Origin of the sequence: Blautia sp. AF19-10LB (assembly GCF_003461245.1) — a bacterium.
Classification (GTDB): domain Bacteria; phylum Bacillota; class Clostridia; order Lachnospirales; family Lachnospiraceae; genus Blautia_A; species Blautia_A intestinihominis.
Genome location: NZ_QTWS01000001.1, coordinates 35,483 through 55,260, shown reverse-complemented (window position 1 = coordinate 55,260; position 19,778 = coordinate 35,483). Strand labels below are relative to the sequence as shown.

At 45.8% G+C, this 19,778-nt stretch carries 19 protein-coding genes, 1 pseudogene and 1 other annotated feature; of the genes and pseudogenes, 6 read left to right on the top strand and 14 right to left on the bottom strand.

Going from position 1 to position 19,778, the window contains the following annotated elements; genetic code table 11:
- Positions 1–9: 9 nt before the first annotated feature.
- Both DWX28_RS00295 and DWX28_RS00290 read right to left on the bottom strand, forming a co-directional pair.
- The gene (locus tag DWX28_RS00295) at positions 10–396 is read right to left on the bottom strand and encodes a hypothetical protein (RefSeq protein ID WP_179978631.1); all 387 of its coding nucleotides are present in this window, start codon (positions 394–396) and stop codon (positions 10–12) included.
- Between the two features lie 34 nt (positions 397–430).
- Positions 431–811, bottom strand: coding sequence for a diacylglycerol kinase family protein (locus DWX28_RS00290; protein ID WP_118251334.1), 381 nt, complete (start codon positions 809–811; stop codon positions 431–433).
- 247 nt (positions 812–1,058) lie between these two features.
- Here DWX28_RS00290 and DWX28_RS00285 point away from each other — a divergent pair, with 247 nt between their 5' ends.
- Together DWX28_RS00285 and DWX28_RS00280 are read left to right on the top strand one after the other, a co-directional pair.
- Positions 1,059–1,931, top strand: a complete 873-nt coding sequence (locus DWX28_RS00285) for a phosphoribosylaminoimidazolesuccinocarboxamide synthase (RefSeq protein WP_118251333.1) — start codon at positions 1,059–1,061, stop codon at positions 1,929–1,931.
- A 175-nt stretch (positions 1,932–2,106) separates the two neighbouring features.
- Positions 2,107–3,405 (top strand): HlyC/CorC family transporter, encoded by a 1,299-nt coding sequence (locus tag DWX28_RS00280; RefSeq protein WP_118251332.1) that lies wholly within the window; start codon positions 2,107–2,109, stop codon positions 3,403–3,405.
- A gap of 101 nt (positions 3,406–3,506) precedes the next feature.
- Here the strand turns inward: DWX28_RS00280 and DWX28_RS00275 are convergent, their stop codons facing one another.
- The 3 genes from DWX28_RS00275 to DWX28_RS00265 are packed head-to-tail and all read right to left on the bottom strand — an operon-like array spanning position 3,507 to position 6,652.
- Positions 3,507–4,496, bottom strand: a complete 990-nt coding sequence (locus DWX28_RS00275; RefSeq protein WP_022215578.1) for a guanosine polyphosphate pyrophosphohydrolase/synthetase — start codon at positions 4,494–4,496, stop codon at positions 3,507–3,509.
- Between the two features lie 44 nt (positions 4,497–4,540).
- The gene (gene rlmD, locus DWX28_RS00270; protein ID WP_118251331.1) at positions 4,541–5,740 is read right to left on the bottom strand and encodes a 23S rRNA (uracil(1939)-C(5))-methyltransferase RlmD; all 1,200 of its coding nucleotides are present in this window, start codon (positions 5,738–5,740) and stop codon (positions 4,541–4,543) included.
- Positions 5,741–6,652 (bottom strand): radical SAM protein, encoded by a 912-nt coding sequence (locus DWX28_RS00265; protein WP_022215576.1) that lies wholly within the window; start codon positions 6,650–6,652, stop codon positions 5,741–5,743.
- 118 nt (positions 6,653–6,770) lie between these two features.
- Positions 6,771–7,016, top strand: a binding site (T-box leader).
- Between the two features lie 66 nt (positions 7,017–7,082).
- Between DWX28_RS00265 and ilvB the strand changes: the two genes are divergently transcribed.
- The gene (gene ilvB, locus DWX28_RS00260) at positions 7,083–8,801 is read left to right on the top strand and encodes a biosynthetic-type acetolactate synthase large subunit (protein WP_118251330.1); all 1,719 of its coding nucleotides are present in this window, start codon (positions 7,083–7,085) and stop codon (positions 8,799–8,801) included.
- Between the two features lie 13 nt (positions 8,802–8,814).
- Entirely contained in the window at positions 8,815–9,324 is a 510-nt protein-coding gene (ilvN, locus tag DWX28_RS00255) for an acetolactate synthase small subunit (RefSeq protein WP_022215574.1), read from the top strand.
- A gap of 97 nt (positions 9,325–9,421) precedes the next feature.
- On the opposite strand, the gene DWX28_RS00250 is transcribed toward ilvN, so the two are convergent.
- Positions 9,422–10,498 (bottom strand): NAD(P)H-dependent flavin oxidoreductase, encoded by a 1,077-nt coding sequence (locus DWX28_RS00250; RefSeq protein WP_118251329.1) that lies wholly within the window; start codon positions 10,496–10,498, stop codon positions 9,422–9,424.
- A 212-nt stretch (positions 10,499–10,710) separates the two neighbouring features.
- On the opposite strand from DWX28_RS00250, the gene DWX28_RS00245 reads away from it, so the two are divergent.
- On the top strand, positions 10,711–11,691 hold the full coding sequence (locus DWX28_RS00245; RefSeq protein ID WP_022215572.1) for a restriction endonuclease: 981 nt from the start codon (positions 10,711–10,713) through the stop codon (positions 11,689–11,691).
- Between the two features lie 18 nt (positions 11,692–11,709).
- Here DWX28_RS00245 and DWX28_RS00240 read toward each other — a convergent pair whose 3' ends face one another.
- Entirely contained in the window at positions 11,710–13,080 is a 1,371-nt protein-coding gene (locus tag DWX28_RS00240) for an MATE family efflux transporter (protein WP_118251328.1), read from the bottom strand.
- A 116-nt stretch (positions 13,081–13,196) separates the two neighbouring features.
- A pseudogene (locus tag DWX28_RS00235) lies at positions 13,197–13,523 on the bottom strand (hydrolase); the annotation flags it as partial.
- Positions 13,524–13,698: 175 nt separating this feature from the next.
- On the opposite strand from DWX28_RS00235, the gene DWX28_RS00230 reads away from it, so the two are divergent.
- Positions 13,699–15,639: a hybrid sensor histidine kinase/response regulator gene (locus DWX28_RS00230; RefSeq protein WP_118251327.1), complete on the top strand. Its 1,941-nt coding sequence runs from the start codon at positions 13,699–13,701 to the stop codon at positions 15,637–15,639.
- A 61-nt stretch (positions 15,640–15,700) separates the two neighbouring features.
- Here DWX28_RS00230 and DWX28_RS00225 read toward each other — a convergent pair whose 3' ends face one another.
- The 6 genes from DWX28_RS00225 to DWX28_RS00205 form a co-directional block, all read right to left on the bottom strand.
- Entirely contained in the window at positions 15,701–16,180 is a 480-nt protein-coding gene (locus DWX28_RS00225) for a DNA-deoxyinosine glycosylase (RefSeq protein WP_118251326.1), read from the bottom strand.
- Positions 16,181–16,187: 7 nt separating this feature from the next.
- Positions 16,188–16,901 (bottom strand): flavodoxin family protein, encoded by a 714-nt coding sequence (locus DWX28_RS00220; protein ID WP_118251325.1) that lies wholly within the window; start codon positions 16,899–16,901, stop codon positions 16,188–16,190.
- A 119-nt stretch (positions 16,902–17,020) separates the two neighbouring features.
- Positions 17,021–17,173, bottom strand: a complete 153-nt coding sequence (locus DWX28_RS19320) for a hypothetical protein (RefSeq protein ID WP_022215567.1) — start codon at positions 17,171–17,173, stop codon at positions 17,021–17,023.
- A gap of 34 nt (positions 17,174–17,207) precedes the next feature.
- A complete protein-coding gene (locus DWX28_RS00215) occupies positions 17,208–17,417 on the bottom strand; it encodes a hypothetical protein (protein WP_118251324.1) in 210 nt (69 codons plus the stop codon).
- An 89-nt stretch (positions 17,418–17,506) separates the two neighbouring features.
- Positions 17,507–18,121, bottom strand: a complete 615-nt coding sequence (locus DWX28_RS00210) for a metallophosphoesterase (RefSeq protein WP_158565263.1) — start codon at positions 18,119–18,121, stop codon at positions 17,507–17,509.
- A gap of 96 nt (positions 18,122–18,217) precedes the next feature.
- On the bottom strand, positions 18,218–19,636 hold the full coding sequence (locus DWX28_RS00205) for a GH25 family lysozyme (RefSeq protein ID WP_118251322.1): 1,419 nt from the start codon (positions 19,634–19,636) through the stop codon (positions 18,218–18,220).
- Positions 19,637–19,778: the final 142 nt, after the last annotated feature.

Genomic DNA, 19,778 nt, shown 5'->3' with positions numbered 1-19,778 from the left:
TTCTGTTGTTTATTCTTCCGTTGTTTCCTGTGCCGGCTCTTCAGCTGCTGCAGGAGCTTCTTCCTTTGGAGCTTCTTCGGTTTTTGGTGCTTCCTCTGCCTTTGGTGCTTCCATCTTGAGGATCTGCTCTTTGAGTTCTGCAAGCTGCTCCGGTGAAAGTTTGGCAAGGGTATCCTTGATGTCTTCCTTCGGTGCTTTCGGTGCAGGTGTTGTCTTGGTCTTGATTGTTTCTTTGATGTTGTGTTTCAGTTCCTGATTCAGAACCTTGCCCTGCTCTACGGTAAGTTCACCTTTCTTAACCAGCTCGTCCAGGATCTCCTTGGATTTCTCTGCTGTCACTGCAACAGTACCTACGCCTGCGAGTAAAAGTTTTTTAAGTCCGTCTCCTAATTCCATAATATATATCTCCTTTCATAAAATCTTATCATTTTTAAAGTTGCTTCAGAAACAAAAGCCCTTTCGGTACAAAGATCAGAAGTCCGACGATCGCTGCCATGATCGCTGCGATCAGGACTGCTCCTGCTGCCGTATCCTTGGCGATCTTTGCAAGCGGATGACGCTCGGTGGTCACGAGATCTACCACAGCCTCAACTGCTGTGTTGACCAGTTCCAGTGCCATCACAAGCCCGAACAGCCCAAGACAGATGCACCATTCTGTGATCGAAAGTCCCAGGATCCATCCGGCGATCACGACAAGAGCCGCGACTGCAATATGTATCTTCATATTTCTTTCATTTCTGATGCAAGTAAAAATCCCTTCAAAAGCATAACTAAAGCTCTTGTGCAGCGGATCCTTCTTTCTGCCTGCCATTCTGCTCACCTGCCTTTTGTCTTCTATATACGGATTGTTCCGCAGCAAGCTGCGCAATTCGTTTAGTTATATTATAACAGAATTGTCCTAAAACAACCATAGTTCTGTGCAAATTTTCACATTAATATATATTTTTTGCATTTAATCACATGCTTGTCAAAATCTCTCTTGACAGTCCGGCATAAAAAGTGATACTTTACTACTGTAAAATTTCCAATCAAAAAACCAAATGACGAGGTATGAGAAGATGCAGGAATTAAAACCAATCAAAGAAGGTAAAGTACGTGAGATTTATGACAATGGCGACAGCCTGATCATGGTTGCCACCGACCGTATCAGTTGTTTCGATGTGATCCTGAACAATGAAGTCACCAAAAAAGGCACTGTACTGACACAGATGTCCAAATTCTGGTTCGATCTGACAGAGGATATTCTGCCCAACCATATGATTTCTGTCGATGTAAAGGATATGCCGGAATTTTTCCAGCAGGAGAAATACGAAGGCAAATCCATGATGTGCCGTAAGCTCAACATGCTCCCGATCGAGTGTATCGTCCGTGGCTATATCACCGGAAGCGGCTGGGCAAGCTACAAAGAAAACGGCACTGTCTGTGGTATCAAACTTCCGGAAGGTTTAAAGGAATCCGACAAGCTGCCTGAGCCGATCTACACACCATCTACCAAAGCTGAGATCGGTGATCACGACGAGAATATCTCCTTCGAGCAGAGCATCGACCACCTGGAGAAATACTTCCCGGGCAGAGGACGCGAGCTTGCAGAAAAACTTCGTGACAATACCATCGCATTATATAAAAAATGTGCAGAATATGCACTGAGCAAGGGAATCATCATCGCAGACACCAAGTTCGAATTCGGTCTTGACGAGGACGGAAACATGGTGATTGGTGATGAGATGCTTACTCCTGACAGCTCCCGTTTCTGGCCATTAGAAGGCTACGAACCAGGACATGGACAGCCATCCTTCGACAAACAGTTCGCACGTGACTGGCTCAAAGCCAATCCAGGAAATGACTGGACACTTCCGCAGGAGATCGTTGACAAGACCATCGCCAAATATCTCCAGGCATACAAGATGCTTACCGGCAAAGAACTTGCATGATCAATCTATGCTTCATAACTGCCCGCCACTGACAGGTCGGGCAGTTTTTTCGTTGTATATGCTCTTTTATAAAAACTTGCCAAAGTAATAAAAACAGTATATAATAAATGCATATTTTTACCATTAAGGTATTTATTTTATTTTTATTAAAACACCAAAGGAGTGAACATTTAAAGTGGACATACGTGACACTTACCAATTTATCGTACTTGCTGTTTTGCTGGCACTCTCTGCTTTCTTCTCTTCGATTGAGACAGCACTGATGTCTGTAAACAGGATCCGGCTTCGTACCCTGTCAGATGACGGCAACAGACGAGCAGCTCTTGCCCTGGACATTCTGGAGAATAAGACTCCCAAGATGCTCAGTGCGATCCTGATTGGTAACAACATCGTAAACGTATATGCATCATCGCTTGCAACTACACTTGCATATCACCTGGGAGGCTACATGGTCAGCATTGCAACGCTGGCACTGACAGTTGCGATCCTGGTATTCGGAGAGATCACACCAAAAAACTATGCAACACTTAATTCCGAAAAGCTTACCCTGCGTTATATCACTGTCATTCATTTTCTGATGACTCTCATGACACCCGTGATCTTTGTGATCAATTTGATATCCAGATTTTTCCTGTACATCCTGCATGTAGATCCGGATGCTGTCAACAAAGCCATGACCGAGGAAGAGCTCCGTACCATCGTGGATGTCAGCCACGAAGATGGCGTCATTGAATCCGACGAGAAAAAAATGATCTACAACGTTTTCGATCTCGGAGATGCAGATGCCAAGGACATCATGGTTCCCCGTGTCAATGTAACTTTTGCCAACGTAAACAATACTTACGAAGAACTGATCGATATTTTCCGTACAGACAGATTTACCCGTCTTCCAGTCTATGAGGACACACAGGACAATATCGTTGGTATCATCAATATGAAGGACCTTCTTCTTTATAATCAGGATGATCCTTTTGATATCAGGAACTTTCTCCGTAAGCCACATTTTACCTATGAATACAAGGATATCTCTGATCTTCTCGTGGAAATGAGGGAATCTACTTTTAATATCGCTATCGTTCTTGACGAATACGGCGAGATGACCGGTCTTATCACCCTCGAGGATATCCTTGAGGAGATCGTCGGTGAGATTCACGACGAATACGACGAGAACGAAGACGAACTCATCAAGAAAATTTCCGATCAGGAATATATTGTTGAGGGCTCCATGAGCCTTGACGATGTCAACGATCATCTTCATACGGAATTTACTTCCGAGGATTATGATTCTCTCGGCGGTCTGATCATCGAACATCTCGACCGGCTCCCAGAGGATGGCGATGAAGTTGTCACCACTGACAATGTCAGACTGGTTGTCGACAAGCTTGACAAGAACCGTATCGAACGGGTACATGTCTATCTTCCAGAACCTGCTGTTGAAGATGCAGAGGAACCTGACGAAAGCAAAGAATCCTGATTATCCTAATAATAAAGCCCGCTCCGGCAATCACAGTAATTGATTCTGCCGGAAACGGGCTTTTCTTATTATATTGCAATGGGACATGCCAGTTTTTTTCTCTAATCTATCAGATCGTTCTGGAACCGTGACAGATGCTCATACGGAAGGATCAGTCTTCCCCTGTACAGGCCGCATCCGTCATTGATCAGGCTGTTGTTCACTGCTGCAAACATATTGACATCAAGCTTCGAAAGTTCCAGTTTCTGAAGACGCATCCCTCTTTCATACGCCTCATCAAAATAAATGCACTCTCCCTCCGGGATCGCATCTCTCCTTGCTCTCGCCTCGTCCTGTCCTTTCTCATAGCCAAGATGGTTTGCTGGTCCGATCTCAGCCACATCGTCCATGGACTTTGTCCGGAGCTGGACCTCCATAAAACATCTGGAACTGTTATCATACAATGTGATATGTAGTGATCGATAATCCTGCGGCGTTTTTCCTGCAACATAGTCGCGGTAATATGGACGGACCTCATCATTCAGAAACTCTGACGGACTCTCCATGATCCCTCTCGCTGACTCTACCGTAAATCCACGTTCTTCCAGAAAGGCCGGAAGTACATTTGCAATCTCATAGAGATACTTCTCTTCTACTTTTTCTCTGTCCTGCTCGCTCTTGAGATGGCATCTCGGCATGGAGATCACAATCCGGTAAGCGATCAGGTCACGAAAACAGGTCAGGCGGTTTTTGATCTCGGAAACGGATGGATAAGTTCCATGTTCCATATGATAATCATAAATATATTCTACAATATAACCGTTGAATTTCTCCTCCGCACGGATCAGGGATTTGATCCTGCCCTTGAACGTAAACGCCAGAAACGGATACTCCCTCGCCATATACTTATAAAATTCCCGAATCTTCTGAGACTGCGCAGTAAGGAAATCATTATGTTCCAGAAGCTCCGTGATCTGCAGCAAAAAATTACAATGCGCCAGATCGATCTCATTCCTGCTCTTCCGCGCATCCCTGCGGAGATCCCCCGAATAATTATGAAGGATCCGCAGAAGCGTATCTCCTGAATATAGGTAATCGTTTAATGTGATCATAGTTTGTGCCCCCTCTGTTTTATCAGCCGTTGGATCTTTTATTGTTATTTTCTCTCAAGCAGCACACAATTCTCGCAATGCTCGGTCGCCGGGAACATGTCTACGGGGATGACGCGGCGGGCTTTGTAGCCGTGTTTGGTGAGGTATTTGAGGTCTCGTGCGAGGGTTGTCGGGTCGCAGGAGACGTAGACGATCTTCTTTGGGTGCAGGGTGATCACGGAAGAGAGGAACTTCTCGTCGCTTCCGCTTCTCGGCGGGTCCATGAAGACAACGTCTGCGCTTTCTCCGGCGTCTGCCATCTGGCGCATGAAAACGCCTGCATCGTTGTTGTAGAAACGGACATTTTTGATTCCGTTGCGTTTCGCATTTGCGATCGCATCACGCACGGCGTCGGAATTCAGTTCCACGCTGATGACTTCTTTTGCCTTGTCGCTGGCGATCAGACCGATGGTTCCGATTCCGCAGTATGCATCAATCACGCGCTCTTTGCCGGTAAGTCCTGCCAGTTCGATTGCTTTGCCGTACAGTTTCTCTGTCTGAACCGGATTGACCTGATAGAAAGATTTGGAGGAAATACGGAAAGTCTTTCCGCAGAGTTCATCTTCGATATAACCCTTTCCATAAAGAACCGTTTCCTTCTCGCCAAGGATCATGCTTGTCTTTTGTCCGTTTACATTGAGAACGATCGTCGTGATCTCCGGATGAAGCTTACGCAGTGCCTTGACGAAGTTGTTCTTGGACGGCAGGATCGGAGAACCGAGTACCAGAACTACCATGATCTGTCCGCTGTGATAGCCGGTACGGATCAGCACATGACGAAACAGACCGTATCCCGTGTCTTCATTATAAGTTTTGATCTTGAAAGATTTCAGCAGCCCGCGGATATCACGGATGATCGCATCTGCTCTCTGATCCTCGATCAGACATTCATCAACCGGCACAATAAAATGCGTTCCCTCCTGATAGATTCCTGAGATCACGGTACCGTCTTTCTTATGACCGAAAACGGCATGAACTTTGTTTCTGTAATGGAACGGATCATCCATTCCTATAATCTTCTCCACCTGACAGTATGGCTTCAGAAGTTTCGCAACCTCTGTCTGTTTTCTCTTTAACTGCTGCTCATACGGCATGTCAAGTAGCTGACATCCACCGCATTTGCCATGCACTGGACAGAGTGATTTCGTGGCAGACTTTGCCTTGTAATTTTTCTTATTGTTTTTGAATTTCTTTTCTGATGTCATTTATACTCCTTCTCCGTTGAATTCCGGTATAAAACTTTCTTTTGCCGTCTCACCCTCCTGGATAAAACAATTCGTCACTCCAAGAGAGATCGCATGGTCGAGCAGGCGGTCATACTCTCTGTCCGTAACTTTTCTGGATAACTGCGGATCGTCTTTCATCGCCGGCATCGGCGTGTACTGGCTCATCAGGCTGATATAGATCTGGTCACCATAAGTCCCATATAAATATTCCAGTACCTTTTTGGAATTCCGTACATGTCCCGGCAAAAGCAGATGACGCACGATCACACCTTTTTTCATCATTCCCCGCTCGTCAAACTCCGGCATTCCGACCTGACGAACCATTTCTTCCAGTGCTTTCATAGCAACTTCCGGATAATCCTTTGCATGTGAATATTTCCCCGCAAGGTCAGCCTCCAGATATTTAAGATCCGGAAGATAAATATCGACCAGCCCCTCCAGATACCGCAGCATCTCGGCTTTTTCATATCCACTGCTGTTGTACACCACCGGGATCGTAAGCCCCTGCTCTTTCGCAAGGATCAGTGCTTCCCGCACCTGCGGCAGAAAATGTCCCGCCGTCACCAGATTGATATTGTTTGCCTTCTGTACCTGCAGATCCAGAAAAAGTTCTGCAAGGTACTCCACTGTGATCACCTTACCGCTCTGCCCTTTGGAAATCGTCCGGTTCTGGCAGAACGCACATCCCAGGGAACAGCCGGAAAAAAACACCGCCCCGGAGCCTTCTTTTCCTGAAATACACGGTTCTTCCCACATATGAAGGGCAGCCCGTGCTACCATGATCCCTGCATCCACGCCGCAGAATCCCTTCTGGCCCGCCAGGCGATCCACGCCGCAGTTTCTCGGACAGAGATGGCAGTCCTTCAGCATTGTCTGTAATTCTTCCTGCATAAAATTTCTTCTTTCTTTTTAACTCCCCCTATTCTACCAAAAAAGAACCCAAAATCCAAGTTATTCGTTGACAAATTCTGTTGCTTCCCGTATAATTATCATAAATTTTCAAATATCTTTAAATGCAGTGACGGGAAGCAGTACATGATTTCAGGATGCCCAGAGAGAAGGTGGCTGGTGTGAACCTTCGTGACAGAATTATGGAAGTAGTCCCCGAGCAGTGAACTGAACCATGATCTCATCAGAATCATACAGTAGGCTTCAACGTAGTTTCCACGTTACAGGAAAGCAGTATGATCATGTACTGACAGAGGGAGAGTATTCTCTGAAATCAGGTGGTACCACGGATTTATCCGTCCTGAGCATATATTATATGCTTGGGACTTTTTTTATGGTATCAGAATCTTTTTTATCAAAGGAGGGGTTTTATTTGAAACAGATTTCAGGAAACAAGCTTTTAGTAAAAGCCTTAAAAGAAGAAGGTGTTGAAACTTTATTCGGATATCCTGGTGCATGCACCATCGATATCAGTGACGAATTATACAGACAGAACGGGATCGACATTATCCTTCCGCGCCATGAACAGGCACTTGTCCATGAAGCAGATGCCTATGCAAGAACTACCGGCAAAGTCGGCGTATGTCTTGTAACCAGCGGTCCTGGTGCTACCAACCTTGTCACCGGACTTGCAACTGCCAACTATGACAGCGTTCCTCTCGTATGTTTTACCGGCCAGGTTGCCAGACATCTGATCGGAAACGACGCTTTCCAGGAAGTTGACATCGTAGGGATCACCCGCAGCATCACCAAATATGGCGTAACCGTCCGTAACCGTGAGGACCTCGGCCGCATCATCAAAGAAGCTTTTTATATCGCAAGAACCGGCCGTCCGGGACCTGTTCTTATCGACCTTCCTAAGGACGTCATGGCTGAACTTGGAAGCGCAGAATATCCTAAGAGTGTAAATATCCGCGGCTACAAACCAAACACCAGCGTTCACATGGGCCAGCTCAAAAAAGCCCTCAAGATGCTTCAGAAAGCCAAGAAGCCTCTGTTCCTCGCAGGCGGCGGTGTAAATATCGCTCACGCAAACGAGATTTTTACCACTGTAGTTGAGAAAACACAGGTTCCAGTCGTTACAACTGTCATGGGACGTGGCGCGATCTCCACAAAGCACCCGTTATTCATCGGAAACCTTGGAATGCATGGTTCCTATGCTGCAAACATGGCAGTCAGCAACTGTGACCTCCTGTTCTCCATCGGAACCCGTTTCAACGACCGTATCACCGGCAAGCTCCACGAGTTTGCACCAAACGCGCAGATCGTTCATATTGATATTGATACCGCATCTATTTCCAGAAACATCCACGTAGATGTTCCGATCGTTGCCGATGCCAAAGAAGCGATCACAAAAATGGCTGAATACGTTACCAACTGCGGTACCAAAAAATGGCTTTCCGAAATCGAAGGATGGAAGAACGAACATCCACTTACCATGAAAAATCGCCCGCTTATGGGACCTCTTGATATTTTTGCAGCGATCAACGAACAGTTTGATGACGCGATCATCGTCACCGACGTTGGACAGCACCAGATGCTTACTTCTCAGTTTGTCGATATCACTGAGAAACGTCAGCTCATCATGTCCGGCGGTCTCGGCACCATGGGCTATGGCCTCCCCGGTGCGATCGGTGCACAAATCGGCAATCTGGATACTCCTGTCATCTCCATCTCCGGTGACGGCGGTGTACAGATGAACATTCAGGAACTCGCAACTGCAGTTCTGGAAGAATTACCGATCATCTGCTGCATCTTCAACAACACTTATCTCGGAATGGTACGCCAGTGGCAGAAATTATTCTACGGCAAACGTTACGCAATGACCAACTTAAGAGCCGGTGCCCTCTCCCGCCGTACTGATGGTGAAGAATATCCGGAATACACACCGGATTTCGTCAAACTCGCCGAAAGCTATGGTGCCAAAGGCATCCGCGTCTCCAAACGTGAAGAAATCGCCGCCGCTTTTGAAGAAGCAAAGAAAAATAAGAAAAGACCTACGATCATCGAGTTTCTGATCGATCCGGAGGAAATGGTCTATCCTATGATCAAACCAGGTGGAACACTTGCAGATATGATCATGGATTGTTAGGAGGAATCAGGATATGGATAAAGGAATGAAAACAAGATGGATCTCTCTCTATGTAGAAAACCAGGTAGGTGTACTCTCCAAGATCTCCGGGCTTTTTTCCGGAAAGTCCTATAACCTGGACAGTCTTACCGTTGGAACCACTGAGGATCCTACAATCTCCAGAATGACGATCGCAACTGTCAGCGACGATGAAACATTTGAACAGATCAAAAAGCAGTTAAACCGCATGGTCGAAGTCATCAAAGTCATTGACTTTACAGATATCTTCGTCCGCATGAAAGAGATTCTTTACATCAAAGTCAAGAAATGCTCTGCAGCAGACAAGGTGGAACTTTTCCAGATCGCAGAGACCTTCAAGGCAAGAGTCATCGATTATGGCAAGGACAGCCTTCTTCTTGAGTTTGTCCAGACTGCAACCAAAAACGATGCCGTTGTCAAACTGATCAAAGAAGAATTCAAATACATCGAAGTTGTTCGCGGCGGAAGTGTCGGAATTGAGTCCATCAGCATGATGGAACGATAAATCAACAGGCAGCACTGATCTTGTCCCCCGTCTTTTATGACTGGTTATTGTACAAGATCAAATGCTGCCTGTTTTTTGCACTGTTTAACTTCTTTTTTTAATATGCCAGTTCCTGCATCAGTTCATGAACGGTCGTCATCTCATGGATCTTTCCAACATTCGCTCCACAGAAGATCAGTCCCTTATCAAGGTTTCCTTTCACTGCCTCGATCAGTGCTTTTGTAATGCAGTACGGGACTTTGCGCGGGTCACATTTTTCCAGACAATTGTAGCATTTACGGATCGGCTCTCTTCCTGCCTCCAGATGCCGGATAAATTCATTTCGAAGCGCACGTCCCGGCATTCCCACCGGGCTCTGTACGATCTGGATATCAGATTCCTCCGCCTCAATGTAGGCTCTCTTGTACGCGTCAGAAGCATCACACTCCTCTGTCGCCACAAATCTACTTGCGATCTGCACACCATCTGCGCCAAGTCCCATCATATGATCAATATCTGCCCGGTCAAAAATCCCTCCCGCAACGATCACCGGGATCTTTCTGTCAAATTTCTCTTCGTATTCCTTTTTGCATTCGATGATCCTGCAGATTTCTTCATCAAAATCCAACGCATTTATATCTGCCAGCTGCTCCCTGGAAAATCCAAGATGTCCCCCTGCTTTCGGTCCTTCGATCACAATAAAATCTGCTGTCCTGTCGTATCTGTGTGCCCACATTTTGAGGATCAGATTCGCCGCACGCCTGGAAGAAACGATTGGTGCGATCTTCGTTCCTGACTTTTCGCTCACCAGTTTCGGAAGATCCATCGGAAGTCCCGCTCCGCTGATGATCACATCTGCGCCTGCTTTCACCGATTCCCGGACATGTTCCTCATAATGTTTCAATGCCACCATGATATTGACCCCGACAAGTCCTCTGCCGCCCGCGATTTCTTTTGCTTTCTTTACATGCTTCCCTATCGCGATACGGTTACATTTTGCCTGATCTTGCTCAAATCCCTCTTCATCATATCCAATCTGTGCCGTCGAGATCACCCCAACGCCGCCCTCTCGCGCTACCGCTCCGGCAAGACTGCTCCGGCTGATCCCGACTCCCATACCGCCCTGGATGATCGGAAGCTGCGCCGTCTTTTCTCCAATGCGAAGTTCTTTGAGTGTGCTTTTATCTGTATTCATCCTGATTTCTCCCATCTATCATTTATTTTGATTATCAAACTATTTGATAGTATACTCTTTCGTAATTGTGATGTCAATGTATTGCTGAATCTTTTTCTAGTTTATATAGTTTTTATTACTACTTATGTTTTTATTAAAAATCATTGGACAAATCAGACTCTTTTTACTAAAATAGCTTCATACTATACAGACTGACAAAGAGGAAGTTTTTTATGAACTATCAGGATGGATTTGAATTTGAACACCGCTGCGCGGCATTTCTCAAAACCAAGGGCTATCGCAAAGTAAGCGTTACACCACCAAGCGGCGACCAGGGGATTGATGTGATCGCATACAAATCAGGGGTGAAATACGGCATACAGTGTAAATATTATTCTGCTCCAGTCGGAAACAAGGCGGTACAGGAAGCATACAGCGGGGCTCGCTTCTATGACTGTGACCGTGCTGTGGTCATGACAAACCATACCTTCACAAAAGCTGCAAGAGAACTCGCCGATAAACTGGAAGTAGAATTATGGGAGCATTGTTCACCTGGCAGAGAAACAGGAAAATTCCGCAAACTGATCCATGCTTTTCTGTTTCTTTTTCTTCTGGCAGGAATTGCTGCGGGTGCTTCCATGCAGATTTTTCAGTATCCAAAACCGTCTCTTCTGAACTATCTGGATGTTTTTCTGGCGGTCACTGCCTCCCTTTTGGGTATCTTCGGATGGCGTTTTTTGTCACTGAACCTGCTTTCCGGAGCTTTGTATCTGATCCTGTTTTTCCTGCTTCTGTTTTCCGGGGCAGCAAAGATCCTTCCTTCTGAGGTTCTTCCGGTATTTTTGCTCCCGGCAGTCCTTCTCTCCGGACATGCCATTTTTTTGCAGCGGCAAAAAAGCTCTGACAGCGACGGCCAGGATTCCACTGACCATCAGAGGACTTTATCAAACCAGAATACCGGCAAAGCCTACACCAGACTTCTCTCTCAGGGGCTTCGCTCCAAAGTGCAGTTTCTGTCCTCTGAGGAAGCCGACTACGGAGAAAAATTTCTTTATCACATAGACGAATGCTCTGCCAAAGATCTTGCTCTCCTCGAAAAAGAAATGAACCGCTCCATGAAAGACCACTACCGCCTTCAGAGAATCAACAATTCTCAGTTTTATCTGCACCGCATCCCCAAAAAGAACAAAAAAAATCAGGACAGTTCCGACTGAAAACTGTCCTGATTTTTTTTATTTGTGGTCTTTGCCATTTGTGCCAAAGATCTTTCTCATATTTACATTCATGATAAAATAATACATCACGATCAGAAGGCCGCCCGCAAGCACCCAGGCTGCCGGACCTGCCAGACAGACACCCGGATAGCTTCTCTTTGCCCCGGCGATCACCGCTACAACGCCTCGTCCGATCAGCTCTGCGACACCCGCCATCATCGGAAGGAGTCCATAGCCAAGTCCCTGAATACCATTTCGGTAAATATTTACCACTGCCAGCGGAATAAAGAAAATCCCGATACATTTCAGATAAATATCTACGGAATTCATAATGATATCAACATCTTCTGATACAAAAAGATAGGTCATATATTTGCCGACAGTCATGATAAATCCTGCTGCCACGAAGGAATATACAACACCAATAACCGTACATGCCTTGAATCCTTCACGGATACGCTTCACAGAACCGGCGCCCATATTCTGGGCTGCATAAGTTGCCATCGTCGTTCCCATTGCCACATATGCCTGTGTTACCACCTGCTCGATCTTGCCTGCTGCCGTGTACGCTGCAACCAGTGTTGATCCGAGGATATTTAAGGAAGACTGCACCATCATGGTACCGATCGCTGTGATCGAATACTGCAGTGCCATCGGAACTCCGATCCGAAGCTGGTTTTTGTAGATCGTACTTCCAACATCCAGATCTTCACGCTTCAAATGAAGAATCGGAATCTTCGCAATGATATAAAACAGGCAGAGGATTCCGGAAACGCCCTGTGCAATAACCGTCGCAACTGCGGCTCCCTTCGCGCCCATCCCGAATCCTACGATAAACACAAGATCCAGGACAATGTTCAAAAGTGCGCTTATAATAAGAAATACAAGCGGAAGCTTACTGTTTCCAAGCGCCCTGAGGATACTGGACAGAAGATTATAAAGCATCTGTGCCAGGATTCCGCCGCTGACGATCATTATGTACGAATATGCGTCCGCAAAAATATCCGATGGCGTATTCATAAGGATCAGAAGCGGTTTCATAAATGCCATAAACAGTATCGTCAGAAGTGCTCCGACTACAAAAGAAAGAATCCCTGCTCCCGCTACTGTCTTTCGCATGCCCTTCATATCACCGGCTCCGAATTTCTGCGCCGTGAGGACAGTAAAACCAGCCGTCATTCCCACGACAAAACCATAGATCAGAAACATGATCGTTCCCGTGCTGCCGACCGCCGCCAGAGCCTTGTTTCCGACAAACTTACCAACGATCACAGCATCTGCCATATTGTAAAACTGCTGAAATACATTACCGATAAAAATCGGCAGGGTAAAGCCAAAAATAATCTTCATCGGATTTCCGACAGTCATATCATTCTGTGCTGATTTCATCTCTACACTCCTTATTTTTTCTTTAATCGAATGCATATTATATACTGCTTTTTGGTATTCGTAAACCCGTTTTTTTGATTATTTTTGAAAATATTTCTGTCTGTTTTTCGTCAGTTTTACTCTTCGCTTCGCATCTCTGCCTGGATCTCATCTTCGCAGGTCGCCATCGCCTCAAGAGTCATGGTCAGAAGCTTCGGAAGTTCCCATCCAATCTGCTCTGCCCCGCGCTCGATGACCTCTCTGGAACATCCTGCCGCAAAACCTTTGCTCTTGTATTTTTTCTTGAAGGATTTAAATTCCATGTCCTTTGTACTCTTGGACGGACGCATCAGAGCGACTGCCCAGATCAGCCCTGTAAGCTCATCTGCCGCGAAGAGGACTTTTTCCATTTCGTGCTCTGGTTTTACATCGATCGTTGCCCCGCATCCAACAGTGATCCCATAAAAATTCCTCCTGCTACACATTTTAATTTCTATTAATATACTACTTTACTATGTTGAAGTCAATTTTGTGTTTTCCTGTTTACAGGATTGTTTCTGTCCTGTTATAATAGAAATAAAACATCTGTGGAATTTCGTATCATCTTCCCCTTTTGTAAAACTGAAATGAGGTATTTTCATGAGCAAGCCCAGACATGCAGACAAAGATTCTGCTCCCACATCTTCTGGTTCAAAGCAGATCCATCATCTGTCCAATTATATCTTTTTATTTCTGCTGGCTGTATTTCTTATCGCAGTTTATACTTTTCTACTGCAAAAAAGCTACAGTACCAGCACTCTGGAGGCAAACGTTGACCAGAATATCACTTGTTCCGATGCCATCCACAAACTTGTTTCCAACACTTTTACCAGGGACGACTTTACGGACATCAACACGGTTGATGATATGTCCTCTGAGCGGTATCAGACACTTCAAACTACTTTGAACCAGATCCGAAGCCTGAATTCCACCCGATATCTCTACACTGCCAAAAGCAACTCTGAGGGAAAACTGATCTATCTGGTCGATGGCCTCGATCTTGATACCTCTGATTTTGCTTATCCGGGAACCTACATAGAGGATGAAATGATTCCCTACATTAATTCTACACTGTCAGGCAAAACCATTTATTCGCAGGAGACCATTGACACCACATGGGGACATATCTTCACAGCATGCTATCCCGTCAAGGCAACCGATGGCTCCAACGAGATCATCGGCGCACTCTGCATCGAAATGGACATGGAATCTGCCTATACTTTTCTGAGCAAAAGCAGCCGGAATTCTCTCCAGATCGCAATCGCCGCAGCCATCATTGCACTGCTTCTGCTTGTCTGTGTTTATCACATTCTGCAGAACCAGAGGGCGAAGGACAGGGAACAGCAGATGCTCCTCAGGAAATCTGCCGCTGCCGCCGAAGCTGCAAACAAGGCAAAATCCGCATTCCTCTTTAATATGTCACACGACATCCGGACTCCTATGAATGCGATCATCGGCTACGCAGGGCTTTCCCGGAATCATCTGCATGAACCAGACAAATTAAGCGAGTATCTTTCCAACATCCGCACCTGCGGACAAAAAATGCTCTCCATCATTGACAACATCCTGGAGATTGCCCGGATTGAAAACAACCAGATCGTTCTCGAAGAAAGCATCTGCAACATTGAAGAAAGTTTTGACTCCTGCATCGTCATGTTCAATACGGCAGTTCAGGAAAAGCACCAGACTATTACCGTACATAAGCAGGTTGCAAATCCTTATGTCTATATTGACAGTTCCCATCTGTCCGAGATTGTACTCAATGTTATCAGCAATGCCATCAAATACACCGGGCAGAATGGAAAAATCGACTGCTGTCTTACTCAGAAGCCGCATGAAGATGCCGACTGGTGTTACATGGAAATCTCTATTGCTGACAATGGTATCGGTATGTCCGAGGAATTCCAGGCACATATTTTTGAATCCTTTTCACGTGAACGTTCTTCTACCATAAGCGGTATCGAAGGCACCGGTCTTGGCATGGGTATCGTAAAAAATCTGGTAGACCTGATGCATGGAACGATCGAGATCCAGAGCAGTCCGGGAAAAGGCTCCACTTTTACGATCTGTATTCCATGCCGCACTGCACGCAAAGAAGAGGCTGAGCCAAGGAAATCCTCATCCGACCGCCCACAGAAAACTCTTGCAGGAAAAAGGATCCTTCTTGCTGAGGATAATGATCTGAATGCTGAGATCGCCATCGAACTTCTCAGTGAAGAAGGTCTGCTTGTCGACCGTGTCAGCAACGGCGTTGCCTGTGTGGAAAAACTTGAGAAAGCAGCACCTGATTTTTATGATCTGATCCTCATGGATATTCAGATGCCCGTCATGAACGGATATGACGCCACCCGCAAGATCCGACAGTTAGAGGATCCATTCCGTTCCAGCATTCCGATCATCGCCATGACTGCCAATGCTTTTGCCGAAGACCGTCAGAAAGCGCTCTTTGTCGGAATGAACGACCATGTCGCCAAACCTGTTGATATGAATGTCCTGATTCCTGTATTGGAAAAACATATACGAACCAAAAAAGAAAATTAAGTCAGAAATCCCCATCCGGTCAGTATCAGGCTGACATTGGATGGGGATTTTGTTTGCTTTTTTATTTAAACTCACTAATCTGTGACCAGGCTTCTTTGAGCCGGTCCAGGGAATAGCCTGCATTGGCAGGGCTGGTTGACGGAAGCTTATGTGCCTCGATGCCATTTACCGGGTAAATATATTTACAGTACAGCTCGTACGCCTTGCCGCCATTCGTATAGATTGCCTGGATGTCAGCAGTGTCCAGTATTTCGGACAGATCATTTGGGACCACATCGCGGATGCTCGCATCGGAAGAGCCCTCGATCTCACAGCTCTGGATCACATCCCACACAGCAATATGATGCTCAAGGAGCATTGCTTTCTTTTCTTCTATCGTCTGCGGCACCTCACATCCCAGAATCCCTGCAAGCACTTTCCAGAACCGGTTCTGCTTATGTCCGTAAAAAAACTTCTGCTCCCTGGACTTCACTGACGGAAAACTCCCAAGTATCAATATCCGTGAGTGTTCGTCGTATACAGGGTCTATTGTATGTTCCATAATTTCTTTATCCTCTTTTCTTCCGTTTCACCTTCCACGGCCTGTTCTTACCGTGCCATCCATGTTCTTCCCAGTAGCCATAATCCGGCTCGAACTTCCAGAATGCTTTGTGCATCCAGCGTATCATCGAAAACCACATGCGGGTCTTGAGTGTTGGTTTGAATGGGGCATGATTTTTTCGGATCTTTGCTGCCATCCGGTCGGTCTCCTGGTGGATCTTCTTCTGGATATCTTCCGGGATCTCGGATGGCTTCGCTGCCCTGACAGCAAATCCCATGCGGTAGATCCGCGGATAGCCCCAGAAAAACATACTGTGATAAAGATCCTTCGTCGTGCTCGCCATGCCACCGCCGGCAGCTGTCGCAATCGCCACGCCCTGCTTCTGGAAGGCACGTGCATCCGGCCGGTGCACCATCCATCTCGTACCAAAATGATCCAGAAAGGCCATCATCTGCCCGGTCGCATGATACACATATACCGGGCTTGCCAGAATTACTACATCCGCCTCATCCATCGCATCCATAAGAGGCTTGAGCTTCTTATAATGCGGGCAATGTGTCAGGTCCTTGTTAAAACACGTCCAGCATCCGAGACATGGTTCATCAAAATCACGCGGCAGGAAAAATTCCGTCACCTCCCCGCCGATCTTTTCCGCAAGTTCATGCGCAATCATATACGTATTCCCCTTATGGTTCTGACCATGTATAACTGTAATTTTCACAGTATCGCTTCCTTTCCTGTTATATCTCTTCTATCTACTTTATGCATCCCTGCGCTTACAATACTCCATGATCTTCCTCATCAGCGGCTTTGCATCGAGGGGCTTGGCGATATGTTCATTCATTCCTGCTTCCCTGGTCTGCTGACGGTCCTCGTTAAAAGATTATACTCTGCTACTTTTCTCTCTACCGTTTTTTCATACAGTGATATCTGGCGGTTCAAAAAAGCATATGCCGATTTCAGCAGTCTGTATTCCTTTTCTCCATGTTCCATATCTATATCCCCGTGCTTCTTTTATTTTTGTATTTTATTTCCCGTCAATCTCCAGCATCAGATATTCTGATCTGCATCCTGTTTTGAACTTGATCGCCCAGTCTGAGATTCCTGACGTTACGATAAAGTTTGTACTGCCTCTTTTTTCGTATCCGTAAACCCGGTCATCCGGGGCCAGATCTGTGTGGTTCTCGATCGTCATAAGCGGAAAAAGCTGTCCGCCGTGAGTATGCCCGGAAAGCACCAGATCAACGCCCGCCTCTGCCTGTGCCTCATAATCCTGTGGCTGATGATCCAGAACGATAGAAAACTTGTCCGGATCCAGATCAGCTGTCAGTTCTTCCTTCGTCTCACGGCCTCCTGCATAATCCTCAGACTTGTCCTGTCTTCCTTCGTCGTATCATCATCCACAAAATCGCCAACAATCAGTACAACATCCGGATTCTGTGCTTCGATGGTCTTCATATGGTCCGCAAAACCTTCTCCATGAAATGTCGTTCCTGTATGTGAATCGGAAAAAACTGCCACCTTAAGATCCTCGACTTCTTTATCTGTCTGTATCTCATACTTCTTCTCCCACACATGATGTGCCTGATACCAGCCTGCTGCAAGATAGCATACAGTAAAAATAATCGCCACGATCCCGGCATAATATTTTGCAAATGTCTTTTTGCGTATCTTTGTGATCAGGGCAAAAATCGCTTCGCTGACCATCCAGAATACGATCAGATGCAGAATACACACAATAGCATTCATAGAACCCCATGCCATCCAGATAACTGCGGTATAAACTACAGCAATCAGAAGTCCTGTCAGTGTGCTGAATCCTTTTTTGCCTTTTGTTATTTTTCTGATAAATGCAAATTTCCCAATCCTGTTCGCAAGATACAAAATCCCTGCAAAAGACAAAACTGCCAGGACGATCATCAAAATAAGCCACATAGTCATAATCCTTATCGCCCTCTTTCTTCCTGTGTTATTTCCCATTGTACAGGAAAAAAGCTGCTCTGCCTACTATCAGTATTATCTCAGGGCTTTCATTTTTTACACTTTTGTAATGTAACGGGCCGCCACGAAACCATAATATTTGTTCACGATCCGAACATAATACCAGGCTGTGCCGTCGTCGGCTTTGATCGTATTGCACACGTCAACAAGATTGTGCTGTGCAAGAAGCGGATACTTCTTGATCCTTGGATACTCTGTACCTGCCCAGGAGCGCACATTGAGTTCTGCTGTATTCACCATTCCCACCCACTTTGGAGTCTTGTCAAGATGGATTGCTGTTTCTGTGGATCTCTGGTCGGAGGCAGTGCTATAATCAATCCATACATACCCGTCAATCGCCGGATCTGTACGTTTGTATTTTTTATTGCGGCATGACCCGCCATTGGCTACAACGCCTGGTGTACTGGATGTATTTCCCTCGTTTGTATAAATATAAATGTCATCATATTTCGTAACGGATCCAATATGTGCCCCATTTCGGAACACGACCAGCGCACCCTTCTTCGGCGTACTATGCCAGGTTCCTTTTTGTTTCGCATGCCGCGTCACACTCCGACAGTTATAAAAACCACCGCCCATGATCTGCAGTGCCCTCGCCAGGCCAAATATTTTGACCAGTTTCCAGAACTGATAAACTGCACACCACGGCTGCCCCTGGCATCCAGGCTGTCCCCAGTTATTGACATCACGGGCAAATTTCGTATAGTTTTTGCTGCCGGCATTTCTGGTAAAATCATCCAGATATGCATTGCTCTTTTTTTCCAGATACGGTTTCTTACCGCCATAGTTGGCATAATAATTTCCAAGTTTTATGTGTTTCTCCAACTTATTTCCTGTAGTTTTTTTCTTCTCTTCTGCTTTTTCTTTATAATCTTTGTAAAACAGATCCATATCCACGTTTCCGCTGATCCCGGCAACTTTTCCCTTGCTGGAATACTGCCAGCCGATTCCCTGCTCCGGCTTAAGGCGTGTCTGCACAGTTCCATCATCATTTGCCGGGTATCTGGCAAGCCACAAGTCATAGGATTTCAATTTTGTACTCAGAACATTCTGATACCAGTCTACATTACAATAAATTCCGACCCTGTATCCTGCTTTTTTGATATGATCCAGAAAAGCCACCGCAATCTTCTCGACTGCCTCTTTTCCAAGTTTTCTCTGTTTCTCCCATTCCAGATCATAGAATACCGGAAGATCCAGTTCGCGCCCGTCAAGGACTGCGAGTGTTTCTTCTGCTTCTTTTAATGCCTGCGCTTCTGTCAGAGCATAACTGTATTTGTATCCACCCACAGCAATCTTATTCGCCCTGCATCCCTTATAATTATGTTCAAAACTTGTATCTGGTCCGTTTTTCTGATGGATTCGAAGAATTGCAAAATTTATGCCCGCCTTCTTTACTTTCGCCCAGTCGGGCTTCCCCTGATAACTTGATACATCAATGCTTTTGATTTCCATAGCCGCGTCTCCTTATGGCAAAAGCTTCTCTCTATATCCATATTCCATTTGTCTCCAAACTGTGATTTTACTGGTCTTCTCAGACTGTTTCATTTATTTCGCTGTATTTTTCTCATATGCGGCACTTCTGCATAATATATAA